The organism is Tessaracoccus yangjingae (genome assembly GCF_054483935.1).
Genome location: NZ_CM137014.1, coordinates 88,121 through 108,644, shown reverse-complemented (window position 1 = coordinate 108,644; position 20,524 = coordinate 88,121). Strand labels below are relative to the sequence as shown.

Sequence of the window (20,524 nt, the reverse complement as noted above, 5' to 3'; positions counted from 1 at the left end):
TTTCACGCGACAGGGCCCTCAGCGGTGAGAGTTGCGCTCCAGTGCGCCGTGGGAGGGTGGCTCGATCTGGAAGGTGGAGTGTTCGACGCTGACGTCGAAGTGTTCGGCCACGCAGTTTTGAAGGCGTCGAAGTTGCCCGGAGACGTGACCTCCTACGAAGCACTCCTCTTCAACGACGACGTGGGCGGTGAGGACCGGTAGCCCCGTTGCGATGGTGGAGGCGTGGAGGTCGTGCACACCGATCACGTGAGGGACGTCCAGGATGTGCATGCGGACGTCGTCGAGGTTGAGGCCCGGCGGAGTGGATTCGAGCAGGATTCCGCCGGCCTCTCTGAGGATCGTGATGGCGCGGGGGACGATGAGCGCGGCGATCAGCATCCCGGCGATGGCGTCGATCCGGGTCCAGCCCGTGAGCGAGATGATGATCGCGCTGATGATGACGGCGACGGATCCGAGGGCGTCGTTGACCACCTCGAGGAACGCGGCGCGCATGTTGAGGTTCGCGGAGCGGCCGGCGCTCAGGACAGCCATGGCGATGATGTTGCCCGCGAGCCCGACGATCCCGAAGACCAGCAGCCCGCCTGCGGAGACCTCCGCTGGGTCGAAGAGTCGGCGGAAGCCCTCGGTGAGGGCGTAGATGCCGACCGCGAGGAGGATAGCGGATTGGGCGCCGGCGGCCAGCACCTCCGCGCGACGGTAGCCCCAGGTCCGCTCGGCTGTGGGTGGGCGCAGGGTCAGGGAGGCGGCGATGAGTGCCATCAGGAGCCCCGAGGCGTCGGTGAGCATGTGGCCGGCGTCGACGAGGAGGGCGAGGCTGTTGGTCCACGATGCGCCGATGACCTCGGCGATGAGGATGGTGGCGGTGATTCCGAATGCGATCGCGAGCCTCGTCCCAGGCCCGCCAACCGTTAATTCAATGTCACTTGAATCAAACATGATTGAAACCCTAGCACTCCCTCCGACGGTGCTCCCGGACTGTCGCCGGGACGGTCATGCCCAGGGGGCGACGTCGCGGGGCCTCGAGCAGGGGCGTACGGTGACCCTTGGATCAAGAATTCTTGACCTAATAGGGTTTGAACCATAAGGAGATTCGATGACGACCCCCGTCCCGACCACCGACCAGATCCTGGCCAACATGACTGCCTCCCTTGGGACCGTTCCCGTCGCTGCGCAGCTGGCCGGCGAGGCCGCACCCGAAATCCTGCTCCGCCACGTCCAGGACAGTGGCTTCGCCATGCCGAAGGACGGCAGCGGGGCGCTGACAGAAGAGACCCGGACCTTGATCTACCTTGCAGTTGCCCTGGCCACCGGCAGCCGCGCCTGTGTTGAGGCCATGACCAACAAGGCGAACGGACTACAGATCGACCCGGCCAAGCTCCTGGAGACCTTCAAGATCGCCCGCTTCGCCGAGGCCACCCGCGTCCTCGGCAACGCCGAGCCGCTGCTGGCCAGCCTGAAGTCACAGGCCTGACCCCGCGGTCACCAGCGCCGCAGACAGAAGAACGATGAAGCCCACCACCGCAGACCAACCCGTTGAAGGGCCGGTCCCGAACGAACAGTCCTCACCCGCTGGCGCCCCCGGGTCCCTCGCGGCAGCACCCACTCTTGGCGAGCTCGTGCGGACGACCGCGCATCTCGGCGCCATCGGCTACGGCGGACCAGCGATCCTGGCCCTGATGAAACAGACCCTGGTGACCAAGAAGAAGTGGATCACCGAGAAGGACTTCATGGACGCCCTGAGCCTGGCGCAGGCACTGCCAGGCGCGACCGGGGTGACCGTCCTGGGCTATGTGGGATTCAAGTTGAAGACGATCTGGGGTGGGGTGATCGCCCCCCTGGGGTTCATCACCCCACCGACGCTGCTGATGCTCGCGCTGTCGTGGGCCTACTTCGCCTACGGTCAACTGACCTTCGTCAAGTCGTTGTTCGCCGGGCTGGGGGCGCTGGTCGTCGCGCTCCTGCTGAATGCCACGATCGTGCTCGGCCGATCCGTGTTCGGCAAACTCAGCCGGGACGACTGGCGTGGAGCGCTGATCGCCGCCGCGGGGTTCACCGGCGTCTACGTCCTGCACGCCAACGTGTTGTGGGTCGTGCTCGGCGCCGCCCTCCTGGGATTGCTGCTCTTCCTCTCCTTCGGCAAGCGGAACGCGGTGGCTCTGGACTCACCCGCCCACGAAGTCTCCGAGCGGCTCCCCGCGCGTGCTTTCGTGCCGGTCGCGCTCGTCGCGGCTGTCGTGATCGCGGGTCTTGCCGTCCCCTACACCCGCGAACTCATGGCCACCTTCCTCGGCATCGGCGCCACCGCCTTCGGCGGCGGTTTTGGGAGCATCCCGCTGATTCATGCCCAGGTCGTCGACGCGCACGGCTGGCTGACCACCCAAGAGTTCCTGGACGGCATCGCCCTCGGCCAGATCACCCCCGGGCCGGTATTCATTACGGCAACCTTCATTGGCTACCGCGTCGCCGGCGTCATCGGTGCCCTCACCGCCACCGTCGCCGTGTTCATCCCCTCGGTGACCACCATCATCCTGCTCTCCGACCTGCACGCCCGGGTCCAGAACCACTCCGCCACCAGGGCTGTCATCAGAGGCCTCCAAGCCGGCTTCATCGGCCTCATCCTGTCTGTCACCTTTCAGTTCGCCGCCAAGTCGCTGGTGTCGTGGCCCCAGTGGCTGATCTTCGCCGCCACGTTCGTCTGGGTGGGGGTGCTGAAGAAGAACTCGCTGTGGGCCATCGTGGCCACGATCACGATCTCCCTGCTGTTGCTCAACTGATTCGGGAGCATGATCGCCACAGGGAACCTTCGCACCACCGGGCGAGGAGGCTTGCGCATTGGTTCGACATCCGTCAATATTGACGTGTGACTAAGTCAATCGATGAGCGGCCGCCCGTGCTCACGGTGGCGCAAGCCACGGCCGCGGTCAAGGTGTTGAAGGCCCTCGCCGACCCGGTGAGGCTGCGCCTGGTGTCATTGATCGTGGCGGAGGGGCAGTCCAGGGTGGGAGATCTCGTGGCCGAGTTCGACCTCTCCCAACCGACCATCACGCATCATCTGAATGTGCTGTTCGACGCCGGGCTGCTGGTCCGGACACGGGAAGGCACCGGTGTGCTCTACCGGGCCAACCTGGCCACGCTCGCCGGGGCGGCGGCCCTCATCACCACACCGACCACGCTGCCGACACCGATTCACCACCCCCAATCGGCTCCCCGTGCGGAGGGGAAGGCTCTTCCGGGATTGGCCTGGGACAACGCCGAGCGCGCCCTGGCTCGGGGGATCGAGGAGCTGGCGTTCCGTTACGCCGGGAGCTTCAGCACCGAAACTGTCGACCGCTACGTTCACGAGTCCTACCAAAGCCTCTACCGCACCGCCCGGGTCAAGACCCATCTTCCGGTTCTGGCGCTGCGTTTTGCGGGAGAGCGGTTGGCCGCGCTGGCTCAGGCCACCGGGAAGATCGCCAAGCCGGTACCCGAGATGCTCTTCGTGTGTACTCAGAACTCCGGACGATCCCAGATGGCCGCGGCAATGACCCGGAGTCTCGGCGGTGGCCGCGTCCACGTCCGATCGGCAGGCTCCCTGCCCGCCGGACAGGTGAACCCCACCGTCGTCGAGGTGATGACCCAACGCGGCCTGGACCTCGCCGCGGAGTTCCCCAAGCCGATCACCGACGACTTCATCCGGGCCGCGGACGTGGTGATCACCATGGGCTGTGGCGACGCCTGCCCCATCTACCCCGGCCGGCGTTACCTCGACTGGGACCTGCCCGACCCGGCAGACCAGCCCCACGACATCGTGACCGGCATCGCCGACCGTATCGAAACCAAAGTCCGCCAGCTCCTCAGCGAGCTGGGAATCGAACCCATCAACCTCGACCGCTGACGCAGTCTCCGTCCGCGCCCAGCACTGCCAGCTCCCCCGACACATGGAGGTTTCACATGTCCGACACCGTCCACGCCTCCCCGCAAGCTTCCGACCACGGCGGGCCGCCGCGTCGGCTGATCATCGTCGGCGCCGTCGCTGCCGGCACCTCGGTGGGCGCCAAGGCTCGCCGCAACGACGAATCTCTCGAGATCGTCGTGTACGACCGCGACCGCGACATCTCCTACTCCGGATGCGGGATCCCCTACTTCGTCGGAGGGCACGTGGCCGACGCCGATGAACTCCACCCCCGCGACCCCGCCTGGTTCGCCAAGCGGTATGCCATGGACATCCGGACAAGCCATGAGGTGATCTCAGTCGACCATCCCTCCCGGACCATCCAGGTCGTCGACCTGACCACCGGGCGAGAGTTCACCGATAACTACAACACCCTCGTCCTGGCGACCGGCGCCCGCAGCATTGTTCCGCCCATGCCGGGCACCGACGCCCCCGGTGTGTTCACCGTCCGGAATGTGCAGAACGCCGAAGCCATCCGGGCCTGGATCCTGACGCGCGAGCCGAAGACGGCCGTCGTGGTGGGTTCCGGCTTCATCGGGCTGGAAATGGCCGAACAGCTCACCGAGTCGGGCCTAAAGGTGACCATCGTGGAGCGGCTGCCCCAGGTGATGCCGGCCCTCGACCCTGATATGGCCTTCCGGGTCGAGGAGGAACTCGTCCGCCGGGGCGTCTCGGTTCATCTCGGCCGCAGCGTGACCGCCATCGAAGTCAGCGACGACACCGTCACCGGTGTGCGGCTGGACACTGGAGAGGTCCTCCCCGCGGATCTCGTCATCCTGTCCGTCGGCGTCCGCCCCGACACCACTCTCGCGCTCCACGTGGGTGCCGAACTCGGCCCCACCGGCGCCATCAAGGTTGACCGCACGATGCGCACCACAGTGGATGGCGTCTACGCCGTCGGCGACGCCGCCGAGAGCTACTCCCTGATCACCGGGGCACCGCTGTGGCGTCCGCTCGGGTCCACCGCGAACAAGATGGGCCGCATCGCCGGCGACGCGATCACCGGCGGCAATCTCACCCACCGGGGCATCCTCGGCACGGGGATCGTGCGGGTCTTCGAGTTGGCCGTCGGGCACACCGGGCTCAGCGAGACCGAGGCCAGGGCCCAGGGATTCGACGTCGAAGTGATCCACAACATCAAGCCCGCCCACGCCACCTACATCGGCGGACGCGAACTGACCATCAAGGCCATCGCCGACCGCGCCACCGGACGACTCCTCGGCGCCCAGGCCATCGGACCGCAGGGAGTGGACAAACGCATCGACGTCCTCGCGACCGCGATCAGCCTCGGCGCGAACGCCGAGGACCTGTTCCACCTCGACCTCGCCTACTCCCCACCCTTCGCGACCACCAAGGACCCCATCCACTACACCGGCATGGCCCTTGCCAACGCCCTCACCGGCGAGGCGCCACTGATCACCCCCAACGAACTGGACGCCCGACGAGCCGCGGGCGAAACCCTGCAGATCATCGACGTCCGCTCCGGCCGCGATTACGCCAAGAGTCACGTCCCCGGCGCGATCAACATCCCCCTGGCTGAGATCCGCGGCCGTATCGACGAACTCGACCCGCAGACACCGACCATCGCCTACTGCAACAAGGGAGTCTCCGGGAACGCCGGACAGAACATCCTGCTCCGCCACGGATTCACCACGGTGTTCAACCTCTCCGGCGGCAACAGCAACTACCAAACCCACCAACGCGGCCGCGTCCAAGCCGAGGCGGGTCAACCGCGATCCTAAACAGGGTCGAACTCTCTCGGCCTCAAGGGCTGGGCAAGGACGATGCGTAGCGAGAGTCTCCTGGTGATTTCGGCGGACAGGGACGATCCGTAGCCCCAGTCTCCTGGTGGCTTAGCAGCGCACCTGTCCACGGCGTCGGGTCATCGCCCGTTAGGACGGATGTCGTGGTCGCCCGCTCGCCCGCCAGGAGGATTCCATGAGCCCCGAGCAGCCTCGCCTCGTCACCGGGACAGGATTGTGGTCCAGGTGGCTGGCGCCCGCGGCGTCCTGCGACGACGCCGTCGAGTGGTACGCCTGGATCGCCAAGGACTGTGGGAGGCGTGACGTGGAGCCGTTGCTGTCGAGTACGTTCGTTACCCGTGGGTGCTCGTGGACGCCCTGCAGTCACGGCTCCCGAACCTCGTCCTGGTCGGCGCTGATCTGCTGGCAGCGTCGCGGTGGACGCCGTGCTTGTGGGGACCGTGACGCTTGGCGCCCCTCCGCCTATGCTGAAGCGCAGCGATGGACGCGAGATCCGTGCGGGCCTCGGGTTCAGAGCTATTCCCCACGTATTCCCCACGGCAAGGTGTCGCAATGTCGATCGACGGTCATAAGACCTTGTCAGGGGGCCATTATCGGCTGACAGAAGAGAGCTTCAACTCCTCTCTCGCGCACAAAAAGTGCCTCTGACTAGGGCAAATAGGGTGAAAAGGCGGGAGGCGAAAACCTCTCGCCTTTCCTATGTCCGGATGTTGTGACGTGCCGGTGACAAGGCAGAATACGTCGCTGGGGCGACCGGCGCACTCCCTCGAGTCCGGCTCGTTCCCCACGCTGGGGTGTGTTCCCCACGCGCAGCCTGGGTGATCCTTCGATCAAGCGTTGCGACCCCGCGGCTCCCCGTGTTCCGCCTCTTCGGCGAATCTTTTAGCTGCTTCGGTGTGGCGCCTATCGGGCGTCACGGGCGGGGTGGTTCAGGAGCTGGTGTGGTGGTGTGGCGTCAGGCCGATGTGGGCCGCGGCGTGGTTGATCTCGTCTTCGGTCGTCCAGCGGCCGAGCGAGAGCCGCAGGGCGCTCATGGCTCGGGCCGGGTCGAGGCCCATGGCGGTGAGGACGGGTGAGGGCGAGTCGTGTCCGGCGTGGCAGGCGGACCCGGCGGAGGCGGCGACGGCGGTGAGCTCGTCCAGGAGGGTGGGGGCGCGGGTGTCGTCGATGCTGATGTTGAGGGTGTTGGGGAGCCGTTGCGTGGGGTGGCCGTTGAGGTGGACCCGGCCGGGCAGCAACTCCTCGAGCTGGCGGTGCAGTTCGTCGCGCAAGCTGGTGAGCCGTTCGGTTTCGCCTGCGTCGAGAGCACGCGCGGCGAGGTGGGCGGCGTGACCGAGGGCGACGATGTGGGGGACGTTCTCGGTGCCGGCGCGCAGGCCTGATTCCTGGCTGCCGCCGACGATGTGGGGTCGCAGGGTCACGCCGTCGCGGACCCAGAGGGCGGCGACACCTTTGGGTGCGTACATCTTGTGCCCGACGACGGTGAGCAGGTCGACCCCGAGGGTCTCGACGTCGACGGGGATCTTGCCGACGGACTGGGCGGCGTCGGTGTGCATCAGGACGCCGCGGGCGTGGGCGACCCGGGCGATGTCGGCGATCGGTTGGAGGGTGCCGGTTTCGTTGTTGGCGTGCATCGCCGTGACCAGGACGGTCGCGTTAGTGATCGCATGCGCGACCGCGTCCGGGTCGACGAGCCCGTGCCGGTCGACCGGCAGGACGGTGACGTCGGCGTCGTAGAGGTCGGCGAGGTCGGCGCAGGCGGCCAGGACGGCGGGGTGTTCGGTGGCTTGGGTGATCACGTGGGGTCGTTGCCCGGGACGCCGGCGGGCCAACACTTCGCCCGTGATGGCGAGGGCGTCGGCTTCGGAGCCACTGCCGGTGAACACGATCCGCCCGGTGTGTCCGCGGATGAGGTCGCTGACCTCGCGGCGGGCGGTCTCGACGGCGGCGCGGGCGGCGCGTCCGTAGGGGTGGCTGCTGGACGGGTTTCCGAACTCCGCCCGCAGGTAGGGAAGCATCGCGTCCACAACGTCGGGGTCGATGGGAGTGGTGGCGTTGTAATCGAGGTAGACGGGCCGTCCGGCCAGCCCCGGGTGCGGGTTCATGTGGTGCCCCTGAAGAGGTTGGTGTGCGCCTATGGTCAGGGTAGGCGGTCCGGTGGTAGACGCCGCAGGCGTGGCGCGGCGTCCACCACCGCTGGGTCAGAAGACGAGGACCTTGTCGGCGGCGAGGGTGTGATCGGTGAGTTCTTCCATGGTGGAGCGGCGGGCGCCGGGGATCAGCATCTCGACGGTGATGCCGCGGGCGTCCATGCAGGTGCCGCAACACAGGATCTCGCCGCCGCTGCGGGTCACCGAGCCGAGCATGCGGTCCAGCTTGTAGTAGCCGTCGGCGGTCTTCTGACCGGCCATGGCGGCGGTGACGCCGTCGCCCATCAGGAAGACGGTCATGTCGACGCCGTCGCGTTTGGCCATGGACGCCGCCAGGCGGATCGCGTTGTAGGTGGAGTCCAGCCCGTAGGCGGAACCGTTGATGATCATCAAAGCCTTCATGGAGATGTTCCTTTCGAGTGGGGGTCAGGCGCGTTCGACGGTGGTGGTCAGAGGGATCGGGTGGAGGATCGTGTAGACGAAGGGGCAATTGGCGCGGGCCGCGTCCTGCCAGCGGGCGAGGGTGGCGTCGTCGATGTCGGCACTGACGTGCACGGCGACGGTGATCTGCTCCATCAGCGGTGCGTCCCCGGAGTCGTAGACGGCGGCCACGTTCACGTCCTGCTCGGCGACCACGCTGACCGCGTTCAGCTCGACCCCTTCGGTGGCGGCGATCGTCACCATGGTCGAGGCGTAGCAGGCACCCAGTCCGGCCAGCAGGTACTGCAGAGGGTCGGGGGCCAGACCTTGCCCGCCGAAGCCGGGGGCGATGTCGACGTGGAGGTCGGTCGTGTCCTTACCGTGGGACACCGACGCCGTGTACGCCGGCTCGCCTGCGGTGAAGCTCCACCTGCCCTCCACCCGCTTGTGCAGCCGGAACACCGAGGTGTCGGTTCGGCCGCGTTCCATGACGCCACCCAGGACGTCGAGGTCGAGGTTGTTCAGTCTCACAGGACTCCTTATTCAACGATCTGCTTGAACAACCGCGAGCGTAGCACTGGAGAGCCCCGGGTGCACTACTATTCACGTGAATCGTTGAGGAGGTGTCCCAGGTGGACGGACGTCAGTTCAAGGACGAGGTTTTCGGGCACTTCGCGCGCATGGGGGCGGCGTTCGGGCACGCCAAGCGCGTCGAGATCATCGACGTGCTGACCCAGGGTGAACGAAACGTGGAGTCGCTGGCCGGGCAGATCTCGGCGAGCGTGGCGAACACCTCCCGCCATCTGCAGATCCTGTCCGCCGCTGGGCTCGTGAGCCGGCGGGTCGAGGGCACCGCGCGGGTGTACCGGCTGGCCGCCCCCGGCGTCGAGACCGCCTACCGCACCCTGGTCGGGCTCGCCGAGAGCCGGGTCGCCGAAGTCACCGCGCTGACCGAGGCTTTCTTCGCCGACGCCGACGGCACCCGTCCCGTCGCGTTCGACGAACTCGACACGCTCAGCCGCTCCGGCGATGTCATCCTGGTCGATGTGCGACCCGAGACCGAGTTCGCCACCGGCCACGTCGACGGCGCCCTGAACATCCCGCTGGCCGAGCTGGCCACCCGCCTGTCCGAACTGCGCGACGACGCCACCATCGTCGCGTACTGCCGGGGCCCGTACTGCGTCATGGCCGCCACGGCCGTCACGCGTCTTCGCGAAGCGGGCCGACAAGCTCTCCGCCTCGAGGGCGGGTATCCGCAGTGGCGCGACGCAGGGCGTGCGACGTCGCCGGGTTCGCTGAGGGGCCCTTCGTGAACCCCTGACGCGCCCGGGCCCACGTGGGCCCGGGTGCCGGAAGCTCGGCACCCTGGGGAGCGCCCAGCTGGCCAGCCGGGTGATATATGCCACCACGCGCGCGGCGATGAAGTGCACCTCGGCGGGTTCCGGCGGTTCTGGAACGGGTCGATCGGGGTGACCGCCATGATCGCGGGTCACCGCAGCGGCACGGCTGCCATGAAACTGCTGGACGCGGAGGCAGGTCTCTCAAGCGCGCGTTGACCCGCCAGGACGACGACGTGTCAGGGTGGCAGGGGGTCCGGCGCGAAGCTGTCCACGGACAGGAGCAGGTGTCCGTTATGTGGGTGACTGCCTTGATTGATGGGTGACAGGAGGCCGCACGATGCGGAGCGACGTGGAGGACCGGGCAGGGACCGACGTCGACGCGTCCCGGTCGGCGTCCGGTGACGGCTGCTTCGCTCTGCGCCCACCGGTGGGCGCACCGAAGTCCAGATTGCCCCGGACGCTGGGGAGGCGCGGTCGGCGTTGCCCCTCCTTGTTTCTGGTAATGGACTGTTTCGCGTCATGAGAAACGAACGAAGTGCAGAAACGGTCGTGCTTGAGGAGAGTTTGCGTCGGATCGCGGACCTGCTGCCCCCCACATGGGATGCGACCGCGACCGTCGGCGGAGGCGTGGAGGGAGACGCACTGTTGGTGCTGCGGGGGCCGGCCGGGTTGGGCGTCACCTACAGCGTCGAGGCGAAGCGTGCGGGCGGGCGGTCGCTCGCCGCTACGGTGGCGACACTTCGTGAACGCCAGCGGGAGTCGGGGCTTTCGGTCCTGTTCGTCGCGGATTACCTCGGGCCGGCTACTCGCCGTGCCCTGGCCCAGGCGGGGATCAGTTACGTCGACGCGACGGGCTGGGTGCGCTTGGTCTCGGACGACCCGTTGATTCTTCTGACTGGTGAGGGGGCGGAGCGCTCGCCTCGTGCCCCGGAGTCCGCTGCCTTGGTCCGGTTGAACGGGGTGGCTACCAGCCGCGTGATCCGCGCCCTGTCGGAGATCGAAGTGCCGGTCGGTGTCCGGGCGTTGGCCAGCGCGGCACAGGTCTCACCCGAGTACGTCGCAGCCCGACGAGTCCTCCTCGACGCACTGGAGGCGCTGACGGACCACCTCCCGAGCCTCATCCTGGTCGGCGCCCAGGCCGTCTACCACCACACAGGCATCTCTGGCTTATGAGGACTTGCACTTGCGCCGAATGGGTCATAAGTTTGAGGCGTCCAAAATTATGATCAGGAGGGGTGGGAGGCGATGCCCATACTTTTCGGCGCTGATCCGATCCAGACTGAAGTGCAGATCATCCTTGCGGCCCTGGCAGACGGGAAGGTCGTCAATGACGCGGTGGAGCGGCAGTATGTGGACCTCAAGGAAGAGCATGGACGCCGTGATCGCCAGGGCGGCATCGGGCCCAGTAGTCCCCGCAACCAGGAGGCCGCGCAGGAGCTCGCGGCGGCAGCAGCCTGCATGGCCAACACGCCCGGTGGTGGCGCGCTGATCGTCGGGGTGTCTGACGACGGCCAGTTGATCGGCACCGACCTGGAGGCCGAGTGGTTGCGGCACCGCATGTGGGAGTTGTCGGGCAAGGCCTTGACGGTGGACGTCGCGACCCATGAGGTATCGGGTCGGCGGCTTCTGGTGCTGCGTGCCCCGCAAGCGCTCGAGCCCATCCGTGTCAACGGGAAGATCCGTTGGCGGGTGGGCACCAATTGCGTCGAGATTGACGCCCACACCTGGCATGCGCGTCGTATGGCCGACCTCAACTTCGACTGGTCGAGCGAGGAATCCAGCGTCCCTGTCGAGGCGGCCCGTCCGGTGGCTCTGGAGTTGGCGCGCGAGTTGCTGCGCGCCTCGGGGGAGGATCATTCGGAGGAGTTGGCTGCCGACACCGACAGGAGCTTGTTGAGGCGGCTCAATGTGGTGTCCCCGGGAGGTCGGCTGACCAATGCGGGTGTGATTGCCTTCGTGGGGCGCGGAGATCCCGGCCTCGACTATGTGCGACGTGCTCAGGCGGGAGGTGATTCGCTGAGCCGACTCCGCAGGCCGGCTCGGTCCCTGATCGAGGAGTTGGTCGAGGTCTTCCAGGCCGTCGATGCCAACACGCCCACGATCCACGTCCAGCACGGCCTGGTGATCGGGCAGCAGCGTGAGATCCCTCGGCGCGCCGCGCGTGAAGCGATCGTCAACGGTGTCGCGCACCGTGAGTGGGGCGTCTCGGAGCCGACTCTGGTGGAGCACGTGGGCCGGCTCCTGCGAGTGACCAGCCCCGGCGGATTCATCGGAGGCGTCACAACGGACAACATCATTACCCACCCGTCGCGCTCCCGGAACCGGGCCCTCGCCGAACTGCTCGCGGCACTGCGGGTCGCCGAACGCGAGGGGATCGGTGTGGATCGTATGGTCGCCGACATGGTCAGCGTCGGGCATCCCGCGCCAGTGATCGAGGAGGTCCCGGGCCCCTACGTCCGGGCCGAACTCATCGGCGACGATCTGGACGTCGGCTGGATCCAGTGGCTTCACTCCATCGACCCGGCCAACGAGGCCGACGACCTGAACTCCCTGCTGATCCTCCGGCAGTTGGTGGCGACTGGCTGGATCGATCCGCTGCGGGCAGCGACCACGATCCAGGACACCGTCTCGGCGGCATCAGGTGCGCTCGCCAAGCTGTCCAGGGCCTCGATCGTGGGTGCGCCGATCGTTGAGACGATCATCGGAAGCCCTGACGGCACGGACCCGGTGTGGCGGCTCAGTCACGCTGGTGCCGATCTGCTGCGTCGCCTCGACGGCCAGGTGAACCGGACCCGCATGTGGCCGAGCCGCGAGCGAGTCGCGGCCTCCTACGCCAAGGCCCGCGGACGGATCAGTTCCACCGAGTTGGCGAGCCTCGTCGGTGCCTACGCGAGCAATGTCGGCACGGTCCTCAAACGGTTGGAAGAAGACGGCGTCCTCGCGCCCTCACGTGCCTCCCGGCGCGGCACAGGCTTCTACTACCGCTTCATCGGAGAGCCGTCGTGAGCTCACTGGTGTGTTCCTTGGCCGAAGGCCGGTGCACCGGAGCTACGCTCAGGTCGGTGCGACCCAGCGTTCCCTGCGCCTCGGCGGTGCTCTCCCCAATCCCCACGCATTCCCCACGACAAGGAGACCACATGGCATTTCACCGCCATAAGGCCTTGCCAGAGAGCCATTATCGGCTGATAGAAGAGAGCTTCAACTCCTCTCTCGCGCACAAAAAGTGCCTCTGACTAGGGGTTATACAGGAAAAGGGCGGGAGGCGAAAACCTCTCGCCTTTCCTATGTCCCAATGTTGTGACTTGCCGCTGGCAAGGGGGAATGCGGTTGCTGACGTGACCGGCGGTTCCTTGGGCGGCTCGTTCGTTCCCCACGCGTGGGTCGTGTTCCCCACGTATTCCCCACGATTCCCCAGGCCGTGAGGGACGGGCTTGCGCCCGCGCCCGCTGGCGCCTTCCCGGACCGGTCTCGTTGGGTCCGTAGCCTCAGCAGCAGCTTCCCTTGGCTGCCAGCGGGAGTGAACGGTTCCGGGTGTCGGCGTGCTCGACCGTGGGTCCGCAGCACGGCTGAGCCGTGCCGGTGCTTCCCTGGGTGCGGTCGCAGCAGGGTTGGTCGGGTGACGCGCTGGGTTGGGCGAGCAGGTCGGCGGCGGCGAGGAGGCCGGCACGGGTGATGAGGTCGGCGGGCACTGTTTCATAGGTGGTGTCGTCGACGGTGATGGTGCGGCAGTCGTGGGGGCCGCAGACGTCGCAGCAAGGGCTCTGGCCGGTGGCACCGCCGAGCCACTCCTCGACGGGTCGGCCCGCGATCAGGATGCGGTTGGACTCCAGGGGGGCCTGCTCGAACTGGGCGAGGTTGATGGTGCCCTCGTTCAGCCGGACGGTGATGCCCAGGGGGGCGAGTGCCGCGGTGAGTGTCGTGGCTGCGGTGCGTATCTCGTCGCCGGTGTCGCCGCAGCGGGGGCAGGTTTGCCCGGCGTCAACGAGGCGTTGCCAGACGATGGTGAGGTCGGTCATGGGGTGCTCCCGGTCATGGTGTGGGTGTCGGTGAGGGCGAGGAGCCTGTCGGCGCCGGTGGGTTCGTCGAGCAGGACGGGCACGACGGCGACCCGGGCTGCCGCCTGCGTGACGGTGGCGATCGGGTCGGCCTCAAGGTGGGCGCGCCGACGCAGCAGCGGGGAGGTGGGGTGCGCGGCCGTCAGGGACTGGTTGATGACCCACGCCCACGGGGTGATGCCGGCGCGCGCGAGGTCGTCGCAGAACGCGAGCGCCTCCAGCACCGGGGTGGGTTCGGGCAGGGTCACCATCACCAGGCGGGTGTAGTCCGGGTCCTGCAGGCGCATCAGCGGAGTAGTGAACCGGACCCCGGCGGCCATGGTTTTGACGGTGTCGCGGTGGTAGGCGCCGGTGGTGTCCATCAGCAGGAGGGTGTGCCCGGTGGGGGCGGTGTCCATGACCACGAACTGGCGGCGGGCCTGCCCGACCAGGTGCGAAAACTGCTGGAAGACGGCGATCTCCTGGTGGCAGGGGCTCTGGAGGTCTTCGGCGAGGGCGGCCAGCGCCTCGGCGTCCAGGTCTTTGCCCTGGGTGGCCAGCACGCGGGCCCGGTAGTCGGCGATCGCCTGCACGGGGTCGACCCGCGACAGCGTCAACGACGGCAGGTCGGGGGTCTGGGTGAGGGTGGCGTCCAGGTGGGCGGCGGGGTCGGTGGTGGTGAGGTGGACCTGGTGACCGCGGGCGGCGAGCCCGACCGCGATCGCGGCCGCGATGGTGGTCTTGCCGACCCCACCCTTGCCGACACACATCACCAGCCCGTGACCGATGGCCGCGAGTTCGTCGACCAGGGCGTCCAGGCCCGGCAGCCCGAGTTCGGCGGGCAGAGGGACTGCGTCCGTCGTCGCATCGGCGGTTTCCTCGGGTGACAGGAGTGCCCTCAGGGCGGGCACCCCGACCATGTTCACAGACTTCAAGGGGATCCGGTCCTGCGGTAGGTCGGCGAGCGGGCCCGTGACGCTGGCCAGGGCGGCCGTCTCGCGGGTACGGATCGCGGTCGCGAGCGGATCACCGCTGCCCTCGTCGGGCAGCACGGCGTTCACCACGAGGTGGGTAGCGTGGATCCCGATCCCGGCCAGTTCGGACGCGGTACGCCCGGCCTCGGCCAGGGAGGTGGCCTGCGGTCGGGCCACGAGCACCAGCCTGGTAGTGGTGGGGTCGGTCAGGGCGGCCAGCGCTCTGGCGTACTGGCCGCGGTGCTTGTCCAGCCCCGACATCGGTCCCAGGCAGGACGCGTCGCCGCCCGCGTCGATGAAACCGGTCCAGTCACCGGGCAGCCGCAGCAGCCGGATGGTGTGCCCGGTCGGTGCGGTGTCGAACACCACGTGGTCGTAGTGGGAGTCCTCCTCGGCGAGGAAGCCGGTGAACTCGTTGAACGACGCGATCTCGGTGGTGCACGAGCCGCTCAGTTGCTCGGTGAGCGACGCGATCTCGACGGCGGGGAGCACGGTGCGCACGGGGCCGAGGATCCGTTCCCGGTACTGCTCGGCGGCCGATTCGGGGTCGATTTCCAGGGCGTCCAAGCCTTCGACGCCGGCCACCGGGGTGACTCGGTTCCCGATCGGCTGGTGGAACACCTGGCCGACGTTGGAGGCGGGGTCGGTCGAGACCAGCAGGACTCGACGACCAGATCCGGCCAGGTGGACCGCCGTCGCGCATGCGAGCGACGTCTTGCCCACCCCGCCCTTGCCGGTGAAGAACACGAACCGCGGCATCACCTGCAGGAACTTCATTGACATGCTCCCGCCCAGCCGATCGCGGGGTCAGCCGGTCAGCGGCCGGCCAGCAGTTGGGCGATCTCGGCCGGCTTCGCGACCCGACCCGACAGCACCACCTGCTCGTCGACCACCAGGCCGGGGGTGCGCATGATGCCGTAGCCGGCGATGTCGGCGTAGTCGGTCACCTTCTCGACGGTGGCCTCCAGGCCGAGGGTGGCCAGGGCGTCGCGGGTGTTCTTCTCCAGGTTGACGCAGTTGGCGCAGCCGGGACCGAGGACCTTGATGTGCATGGTGTGACTCCTTCTTCGAGGTTTGGTGTGGTGTTTCAGATGGGCAGGACGGCGTTGAACAGGTAGCCCACGGCGATGATCCCGGTGGCCACGACGGCGACGAACGTGGCGATCAGTTTCGGTTTGAGGACGCGGCGCAGCAGGATCATCTCGGGCAGGCTGAGCGCGACGGTGGCCATCATGAAGGCGAGCAGGGTGCCCATCGGGAGGCCCTTGTCGTGGAGCGCGTCGACCAGGGGGAGGACGCCGGCCGCGTTGGAGTAGAGCGGGACGCCGACGGCGACGGCGATCAGGACGGCGAAGGGGTTGTCCCGGCCGGCGTAGGTGGCGAAGAAGTTCTCCGGCGCCCAGCCGTGGATGACCGCCCCGAGGCCGATGCCGACCAGCAGGTAGGGCCAGATCTTGCGCAGGATTGCCGCGACCTCGTCGATGCCGAGTTGGACGCGATCGGGCCACGTGAGGTGGGCGGTCGAGTCGATGACCTGGCCGCGGAGCCGGGTCTCGAACACGAACGGTTCCACCCAGTGTTCGAGGCGGAGGCGTCCGATCACCCAGCCGGCGACGATCGCGATGCTGACGCCTGCGGCGACGTACAACAGGGTAGGGCCGGGGCCGAACAGGCCCAGCAGCAGCGCGATCGCGACCTCGTTGATCAGGGGGCTGGCGATCAGGAAGCTCATCGTGACGCCCAGGGGGACGCCGGCGGCGACGAAACCGATGAACGCCGGCACGGCGCTGCACGAGCAGAACGGCGTCACGACGCCCAGCAGCGCCGCCAGGACGTTGCCGACGCCCTCGCGTTTGCCGCCGAGCAGCGCCCGGGTGCGTTCCACGCTCATGAACGACCGCAGGACCGTGACCACGAAGATGATCCCGGTCAGCAGCAGCGCGATCTTGACCGTGTCGTAGAAGAAGAACCACACCCCCGACCCCAGCCGGGACTCCAGATCGAGCCCAGCGGCGTCGCCGACCAGCCACGTCCAGAACGGCTCGTTGACCCAGTACAGCGCCACCCACGACACGGCCGCCGCCGCGACCCCGAGGCTCAGCCGGACGCCGGGGCGTCCGACGTGAGTGGCTACCGGCATGACGCACACTCCGCCCGGGTAGCCGCGGCCACCGGCAGGGCGGCGTGTAGCCGCTCCAGCGCGTCCTCGGCCAGGGTGTAGTCGACCCACCGGCCCCGCCGGGCCGTGGTCACCAGGCCAGCCTCCCGCAGCATCCGCAGGTGGTAGCTCAACAGGTTGGCTGGGATCGGCGGATCGAGCTGCAGGTCGCACACGCACCGGGTCCCGGACGCCGCCAGCTGGTTCAGCAGGGTCAGTCGCACCGGGTCGGCGGCCACAGCCAGGAGCGTCGCCGCGTCCCGAGTCAGTTCAGGCTCCATTGATTCAAGCACAATTGAATTGTGCACCCGTCCGTCCGGATCTGCAAGCAGGGCGGCCCTCATCCATCGCTGTCTCGTCAGAGCCGCAGCCCCGCGAGCCATCCGGCGATCGTCGCAGTGACCAGCAGCGTGCCGATGACCAGCGCGACGATCCGCCAGCGGGCGATGACGAGCATGCCGCTGATGGCGCCGACGCTGGTGCCCGCTCCGGTGATGAGGAACGCGATGCCCGCTCCGGGGGCCATGCCGCCGTCCAAGAGGCTCGCCACCAGGGGCAGGGAGGCGTCGGTGTTGAGGTAGACCGGGACGCCGAGCAGGGCGGCCAGGGGAACCGACCAGACGGGGTTGCCCTCGCCGAGCCAGGTGGTGAGGAGGCCCGTCGGCAGGATCCTGATGACGAGGTACCCCAGGGCGGCGAAGCCCAGGAAGTACACGGCGAGCCGGCGGCTATTGGTGGCCAGGGCGCCGCCGAACCGACGCCACGTGGCGGGTTCGGCATGGACCACCGGGGCTGGCCTGGTGTCGATGACGGCCAGTTCCCGGGTCCCCCCGACCCGCAGCGTGGTCGGCGCACCGGCGGCGGGGCTGGTTCCGCAGCTATGACCGGCGTCGCAGCCGCCGCCGGGGGTCGGGGTCGCGAGGCGGGCCTGTCCGGCGAGGAGTCCGTGGCGCTCCAGCCACCAGGCGGCACCGCCGCCGATCAGGCCGACGGCGATCGCCGCACCGAAGAACGTGGTCGCAAACGCGGGCCCGAACAGCCCGACCGACCACACGTACTCCTGCGGACTGGTCAGCGGCGAGGACACCATGAACGCCACAATCGGCGCCCACGGGACCGAGGAAGCCATCGCCCCCAGCACCACGGCGGTGGTGCCGCAGGAGCAGAACGGCGTGAGCGCGCCCAGTGCGACGGCGCCCACGATCGCCACCCAGGTGCGACGCCGCAGCCAACCGCCCAAGCGGTCCGGTTTCACGTACACCTGCACGGCGGAGGCCACCACGACACTTGCGAGCAGATAGGGCCAGTTGTGGGCCAGTGCGGTCGCCACGTCGGTCGCGACGCCGACACCCAGGCCTGCCAGGTGATCGAACATCCACGTCTCCAATCCATAGACACGCATCGATTGATCGATGCCGATGGATATGATAGACACGTGTCTATGAGTATTCAACAGGCGGCGCTCCGGCCCACGTCGGTCGGTGACCTGTGCTGTTCCCCGATCCTCCAGGCCCCTCTGCGGCCCGACGATGCCCTGGCCCTGGCGGGGGCACTGAAGGTCCTGGCCGACCCCGCGCGGTTACGGCTGCTGAGCCTGATCCGGGCCGCGGACGACGGACGGGCGACCACCCGCGTGCTGGCCGACCGGCTGGGGCTGACCCAGCCGACCGTCACCCACCACCTAGGTGCCCTGTTCGACGCCGGCTTCCTCGACCGGGAGCGGGCAGGCCGCCAGACCTGGTATTGGGTGAATACCGATGGGTTGCGGGCGATCCAACAGCTCCTTGACCCGACGCCGGTGGGAGCTGTCGAGTCGGCAGGAAGGTAAGCCACAGCGCGCGGCCGCGATCGGACCGAGGCGAAGGAAGCTGCGGAGGCCTCTCCTAGCAATCGGTTCGACCGGGTCGACGCGGAGTGTTCAGCTGGTCAGGTTTGATGCGAGTGTGTGCACCCGGGCGGCGATCTGGTCGCGGATGTTCCGGGTCCGTTCGTCGCCCTCGATGCCGTCGTCGGCCGGGTCGTGGATCGGCCAGCGCTCGACGCGGTCGGCCAGCTGCTCGGGTGGGGTCAGCTGGACGTCGGGGCCGATGAGGATGATGCGGTCGGCTGCGTCCAGCATGGCGGCCGTCACGGCCTTGGGGTGCTCCCCGGTGGTGGTGGCGCCGAGCTCGGCGACGATACGTGCCGAGGCGTCGTCGATGGTGTCGTCGGGTCCGGTGCCGGCGGTGGTGACCACGATCCGGTCGCCGCACAGGTGGCGCATCAGGGCGCCGGCCATTTGGGACTTGCCCGCGTTGTGGACGCAGAGGAACAGCACGTGGGGGAGGTGGCCGGGCTTGATCGTGCTCGCGCGGGAGGTCGCCCTATGTGGGCTCTTCACAGAAGGCGGTGGATTTGGGGTCTGAACCCGCCTGCGTCGAGTAGGCAGCGGGCGATGTAGTTGACGATGCTTCTGAAGCCTCTGGCGGTGCCTCGGAGGTGTTCGAGGAGGCCGTTGATCGCTTCGGTGGGGCCGTTGGATGTGCGGGGGTGGTCGAAGAACGCGAGGATGTCGTCGCGGCGTCGATGAAGGGTTTGGCCCAGGACGCGGAGTTCGTCGAGGCCGGCGGGGACTCCTGTCTTGATGGTGTCGATGAGTCGGGTCATGATCTTCTTCCCCTCGGAGGGGTCGTCGGCTTGGTAGGCGTCGATCACGTCCTGGTAGACGCTCCAGGTGGTCTCGAACGCGACGTGACGCTGGTCGGCGAGCACTTTGGCGAGCCGGCGCTGTTGCTTCTCGGTGAGCAGCCCAGCGCGGGTCCGGGCGACCCGACGGATCCCGTAGAGCGGGTCCCCGGAGCGGCCCCGATGCCCGAGGGTCTCTTGCTGGACGCGTTGCCGGCAGCGGTCGAGCTTGTCCCCGACCAGGGCCACGACATGAAAGGGGTCCATCACGGTGGTGACGGTGTCGATCGCTTCGACGGCGGCGGATTTGTAGCCGGTGAAGCCGTCCATCGCGACGATCTCGACCGTGTCCCTGAAGGCCTCAGTTTGGGCTTCGAGCCAGGATTTGAAGGCCTGTTTCGATCTGCCCTCGACCACCGCCAACAACCTCGACGGGCCGCTTCTGGTCCTGGTCGGAGTGAGATCGATGATCACGGTGACGTACTTGTCGCCGTGGCGGGTATGTCGCCAGACGTGCTCATCGACCCCGACCGTGGTGACCCCGTCGAGGCGCTGCGGATGGTCGATGAGCAGGTCGGCGCCGGCGGCGAGGATCGCGTCGCAGGCGGTGTTCCAGGCGACGCCGAGGTTGGCCGCGACCCGTGCGATCGACATTCGGTCGATCACGATGGACTTGACGGCCTGCATGATCGCGTCACGCGACAGTTTCCCCTTCGACGGAGCCGCGGCCCGGATGTCATGGCGCCACACCCTTCGGCACGGGACACAGCGATATCGAGGCACGATCACCTCGAGGATCGTGGGTTTCCAGCCGTAGGGCACATGCGCCAGACGACGCAGCACCGCGTCGTGCCGCACCCCTGGCCCGGCGCACCCCGGACACGGCGACGGCGGTGTGGTGGGGCGGCAGCGCAGCACTGTGTGGTCGGGTTCGACGCGCTGGGCGGTCACGGTCAGCCCGAGACGATCGAGCCGGCAGAACGTATCGAGGCAGGGTGGGGTAGCGTTTCGCACAAGGGCCCTTGGGTTTCAGATGAGGCGTAGACACCTTCATCCTGCCAACCCGAGGGCCCCCTCCTCGACCCAG

The 20,524-nt window shown here is 68.0% G+C and carries 20 protein-coding genes; 8 read left to right on the top strand and 12 right to left on the bottom strand.

Annotation, left to right across the window (positions count from 1 at the left end):
* Positions 1-18: 18 nt before the first annotated feature.
* A complete protein-coding gene (locus tag ACX1D3_RS00470; RefSeq protein ID WP_458995019.1) occupies positions 19-936 on the bottom strand; it encodes a cation diffusion facilitator family transporter in 918 nt (305 codons plus the stop codon).
* Between the two features lie 157 nt (positions 937-1,093).
* Between ACX1D3_RS00470 and ACX1D3_RS00465 the strand changes: the two genes are divergently transcribed.
* From ACX1D3_RS00465 to ACX1D3_RS00450, 4 genes are all read left to right on the top strand, one after another.
* Positions 1,094-1,471, top strand: a complete 378-nt coding sequence (locus ACX1D3_RS00465) for a carboxymuconolactone decarboxylase family protein (protein ID WP_458995018.1) — start codon at positions 1,094-1,096, stop codon at positions 1,469-1,471.
* A gap of 145 nt (positions 1,472-1,616) precedes the next feature.
* Positions 1,617-2,774 (top strand): chromate efflux transporter, encoded by a 1,158-nt coding sequence (gene chrA / locus ACX1D3_RS00460; protein WP_458995017.1) that lies wholly within the window; start codon positions 1,617-1,619, stop codon positions 2,772-2,774.
* 86 nt (positions 2,775-2,860) lie between these two features.
* Complete coding sequence (locus ACX1D3_RS00455; protein ID WP_458995016.1) at positions 2,861-3,877, top strand: metalloregulator ArsR/SmtB family transcription factor; 1,017 nt, start codon at positions 2,861-2,863, stop codon at positions 3,875-3,877.
* Positions 3,878-3,933: 56 nt separating this feature from the next.
* Complete coding sequence (locus ACX1D3_RS00450) at positions 3,934-5,676, top strand: FAD-dependent oxidoreductase (RefSeq protein ID WP_458995015.1); 1,743 nt, start codon at positions 3,934-3,936, stop codon at positions 5,674-5,676.
* Between the two features lie 950 nt (positions 5,677-6,626).
* On the opposite strand, the gene ACX1D3_RS00445 is transcribed toward ACX1D3_RS00450, so the two are convergent.
* From ACX1D3_RS00445 to ACX1D3_RS00435, 3 genes are all read right to left on the bottom strand, one after another.
* A complete protein-coding gene (locus ACX1D3_RS00445) occupies positions 6,627-7,802 on the bottom strand; it encodes a cysteine desulfurase family protein (RefSeq protein ID WP_458995014.1) in 1,176 nt (391 codons plus the stop codon).
* Positions 7,803-7,898: 96 nt separating this feature from the next.
* On the bottom strand, positions 7,899-8,249 hold the full coding sequence (locus ACX1D3_RS00440; protein WP_458995013.1) for a DsrE/DsrF/TusD sulfur relay family protein: 351 nt from the start codon (positions 8,247-8,249) through the stop codon (positions 7,899-7,901).
* 24 nt (positions 8,250-8,273) lie between these two features.
* On the bottom strand, positions 8,274-8,798 hold the full coding sequence (locus ACX1D3_RS00435) for an OsmC family protein (RefSeq protein WP_458995012.1): 525 nt from the start codon (positions 8,796-8,798) through the stop codon (positions 8,274-8,276).
* A 101-nt stretch (positions 8,799-8,899) separates the two neighbouring features.
* On the opposite strand from ACX1D3_RS00435, the gene ACX1D3_RS00430 reads away from it, so the two are divergent.
* The 3 genes from ACX1D3_RS00430 (at position 8,900) to ACX1D3_RS00420 (ending at position 12,613) form a co-directional block, all read left to right on the top strand.
* On the top strand, positions 8,900-9,580 hold the full coding sequence (locus ACX1D3_RS00430; RefSeq protein ID WP_458995011.1) for a metalloregulator ArsR/SmtB family transcription factor: 681 nt from the start codon (positions 8,900-8,902) through the stop codon (positions 9,578-9,580).
* 576 nt (positions 9,581-10,156) lie between these two features.
* On the top strand, positions 10,157-10,780 hold the full coding sequence (locus ACX1D3_RS00425; RefSeq protein WP_458995010.1) for a hypothetical protein: 624 nt from the start codon (positions 10,157-10,159) through the stop codon (positions 10,778-10,780).
* Positions 10,781-10,891: 111 nt separating this feature from the next.
* Entirely contained in the window at positions 10,892-12,613 is a 1,722-nt protein-coding gene (locus tag ACX1D3_RS00420) for an RNA/DNA-binding domain-containing protein (RefSeq protein WP_458995009.1), read from the top strand.
* 479 nt (positions 12,614-13,092) lie between these two features.
* Here the strand turns inward: ACX1D3_RS00420 and ACX1D3_RS00415 are convergent, their stop codons facing one another.
* The 6 genes from ACX1D3_RS00415 to ACX1D3_RS00390 all read right to left on the bottom strand — a co-directional run bounded on the left by ACX1D3_RS00415 (position 13,093) and on the right by ACX1D3_RS00390 (position 18,148).
* Positions 13,093-13,623, bottom strand: coding sequence for a DUF2703 domain-containing protein (locus ACX1D3_RS00415; RefSeq protein WP_458995008.1), 531 nt, complete (start codon positions 13,621-13,623; stop codon positions 13,093-13,095).
* Entirely contained in the window at positions 13,620-15,392 is a 1,773-nt protein-coding gene (gene arsA / locus ACX1D3_RS00410; RefSeq protein WP_458995007.1) for an arsenical pump-driving ATPase, read from the bottom strand. Before arsA ends, ACX1D3_RS00415 begins: the two co-directional genes overlap by 4 nt.
* Positions 15,393-15,430: 38 nt before the next feature.
* Entirely contained in the window at positions 15,431-15,667 is a 237-nt protein-coding gene (locus ACX1D3_RS00405) for a thioredoxin family protein (protein WP_458995006.1), read from the bottom strand.
* Between the two features lie 35 nt (positions 15,668-15,702).
* Positions 15,703-16,755, bottom strand: coding sequence for a permease (locus ACX1D3_RS00400; RefSeq protein ID WP_458995005.1), 1,053 nt, complete (start codon positions 16,753-16,755; stop codon positions 15,703-15,705).
* Positions 16,746-17,054: an ArsR/SmtB family transcription factor gene (locus ACX1D3_RS00395; protein WP_458995004.1), complete on the bottom strand. Its 309-nt coding sequence runs from the start codon at positions 17,052-17,054 to the stop codon at positions 16,746-16,748. Before ACX1D3_RS00395 ends, ACX1D3_RS00400 begins: the two co-directional genes overlap by 10 nt.
* A gap of 77 nt (positions 17,055-17,131) precedes the next feature.
* Complete coding sequence (locus ACX1D3_RS00390; RefSeq protein WP_458995003.1) at positions 17,132-18,148, bottom strand: permease; 1,017 nt, start codon at positions 18,146-18,148, stop codon at positions 17,132-17,134.
* Between the two features lie 66 nt (positions 18,149-18,214).
* On the opposite strand from ACX1D3_RS00390, the gene ACX1D3_RS00385 reads away from it, so the two are divergent.
* Positions 18,215-18,601 (top strand): metalloregulator ArsR/SmtB family transcription factor, encoded by a 387-nt coding sequence (locus ACX1D3_RS00385; protein WP_458995002.1) that lies wholly within the window; start codon positions 18,215-18,217, stop codon positions 18,599-18,601.
* Between the two features lie 90 nt (positions 18,602-18,691).
* On the opposite strand, the gene ACX1D3_RS00380 is transcribed toward ACX1D3_RS00385, so the two are convergent.
* Both ACX1D3_RS00380 and ACX1D3_RS00375 read right to left on the bottom strand, forming a co-directional pair.
* The gene (locus ACX1D3_RS00380; RefSeq protein WP_458995001.1) at positions 18,692-19,153 is read right to left on the bottom strand and encodes an arsenate-mycothiol transferase ArsC; all 462 of its coding nucleotides are present in this window, start codon (positions 19,151-19,153) and stop codon (positions 18,692-18,694) included.
* A complete protein-coding gene (locus ACX1D3_RS00375; protein ID WP_458993697.1) occupies positions 19,150-20,451 on the bottom strand; it encodes an ISL3 family transposase in 1,302 nt (433 codons plus the stop codon). The genes ACX1D3_RS00380 and ACX1D3_RS00375 overlap by 4 nt, the downstream gene beginning before the upstream one ends.
* Positions 20,452-20,524: the final 73 nt, after the last annotated feature.

What these genes read in the sequence shown, in the direction of transcription:
- ACX1D3_RS00470 (WP_458995019.1), bottom strand. Translation starts at nt 936, where the DNA reads ATGTTTGATTCAAGTGACATTGAATTAACGGTTGGCGGGCCTGGGACG.
- ACX1D3_RS00465 (WP_458995018.1), top strand. Translation starts at nt 1,094, where the DNA reads ATGACGACCCCCGTCCCGACCACCGACCAGATCCTGGCCAACATGACT.
- ACX1D3_RS00450 (WP_458995015.1), top strand. Translation starts at nt 3,934, where the DNA reads ATGTCCGACACCGTCCACGCCTCCCCGCAAGCTTCCGACCACGGCGGG.
- ACX1D3_RS00445 (WP_458995014.1), bottom strand. Translation starts at nt 7,802, where the DNA reads ATGAACCCGCACCCGGGGCTGGCCGGACGGCCCGTCTACCTCGATTAC.
- ACX1D3_RS00440 (WP_458995013.1), bottom strand. Translation starts at nt 8,249, where the DNA reads ATGAAGGCTTTGATGATCATCAACGGTTCCGCCTACGGGCTGGACTCC.
- ACX1D3_RS00415 (WP_458995008.1), bottom strand. Translation starts at nt 13,623, where the DNA reads ATGACCGACCTCACCATCGTCTGGCAACGCCTCGTTGACGCCGGGCAA.
- arsA (WP_458995007.1), bottom strand. Translation starts at nt 15,392, where the DNA reads ATGAAGTTCCTGCAGGTGATGCCGCGGTTCGTGTTCTTCACCGGCAAG.
- ACX1D3_RS00405 (WP_458995006.1), bottom strand. Translation starts at nt 15,667, where the DNA reads ATGCACATCAAGGTCCTCGGTCCCGGCTGCGCCAACTGCGTCAACCTG.
- ACX1D3_RS00400 (WP_458995005.1), bottom strand. Translation starts at nt 16,755, where the DNA reads ATGCCGGTAGCCACTCACGTCGGACGCCCCGGCGTCCGGCTGAGCCTC.
- ACX1D3_RS00395 (WP_458995004.1), bottom strand. Translation starts at nt 17,054, where the DNA reads ATGGAGCCTGAACTGACTCGGGACGCGGCGACGCTCCTGGCTGTGGCC.
- ACX1D3_RS00390 (WP_458995003.1), bottom strand. Translation starts at nt 18,148, where the DNA reads ATGTTCGATCACCTGGCAGGCCTGGGTGTCGGCGTCGCGACCGACGTG.
- ACX1D3_RS00385 (WP_458995002.1), top strand. Translation starts at nt 18,215, where the DNA reads ATGAGTATTCAACAGGCGGCGCTCCGGCCCACGTCGGTCGGTGACCTG.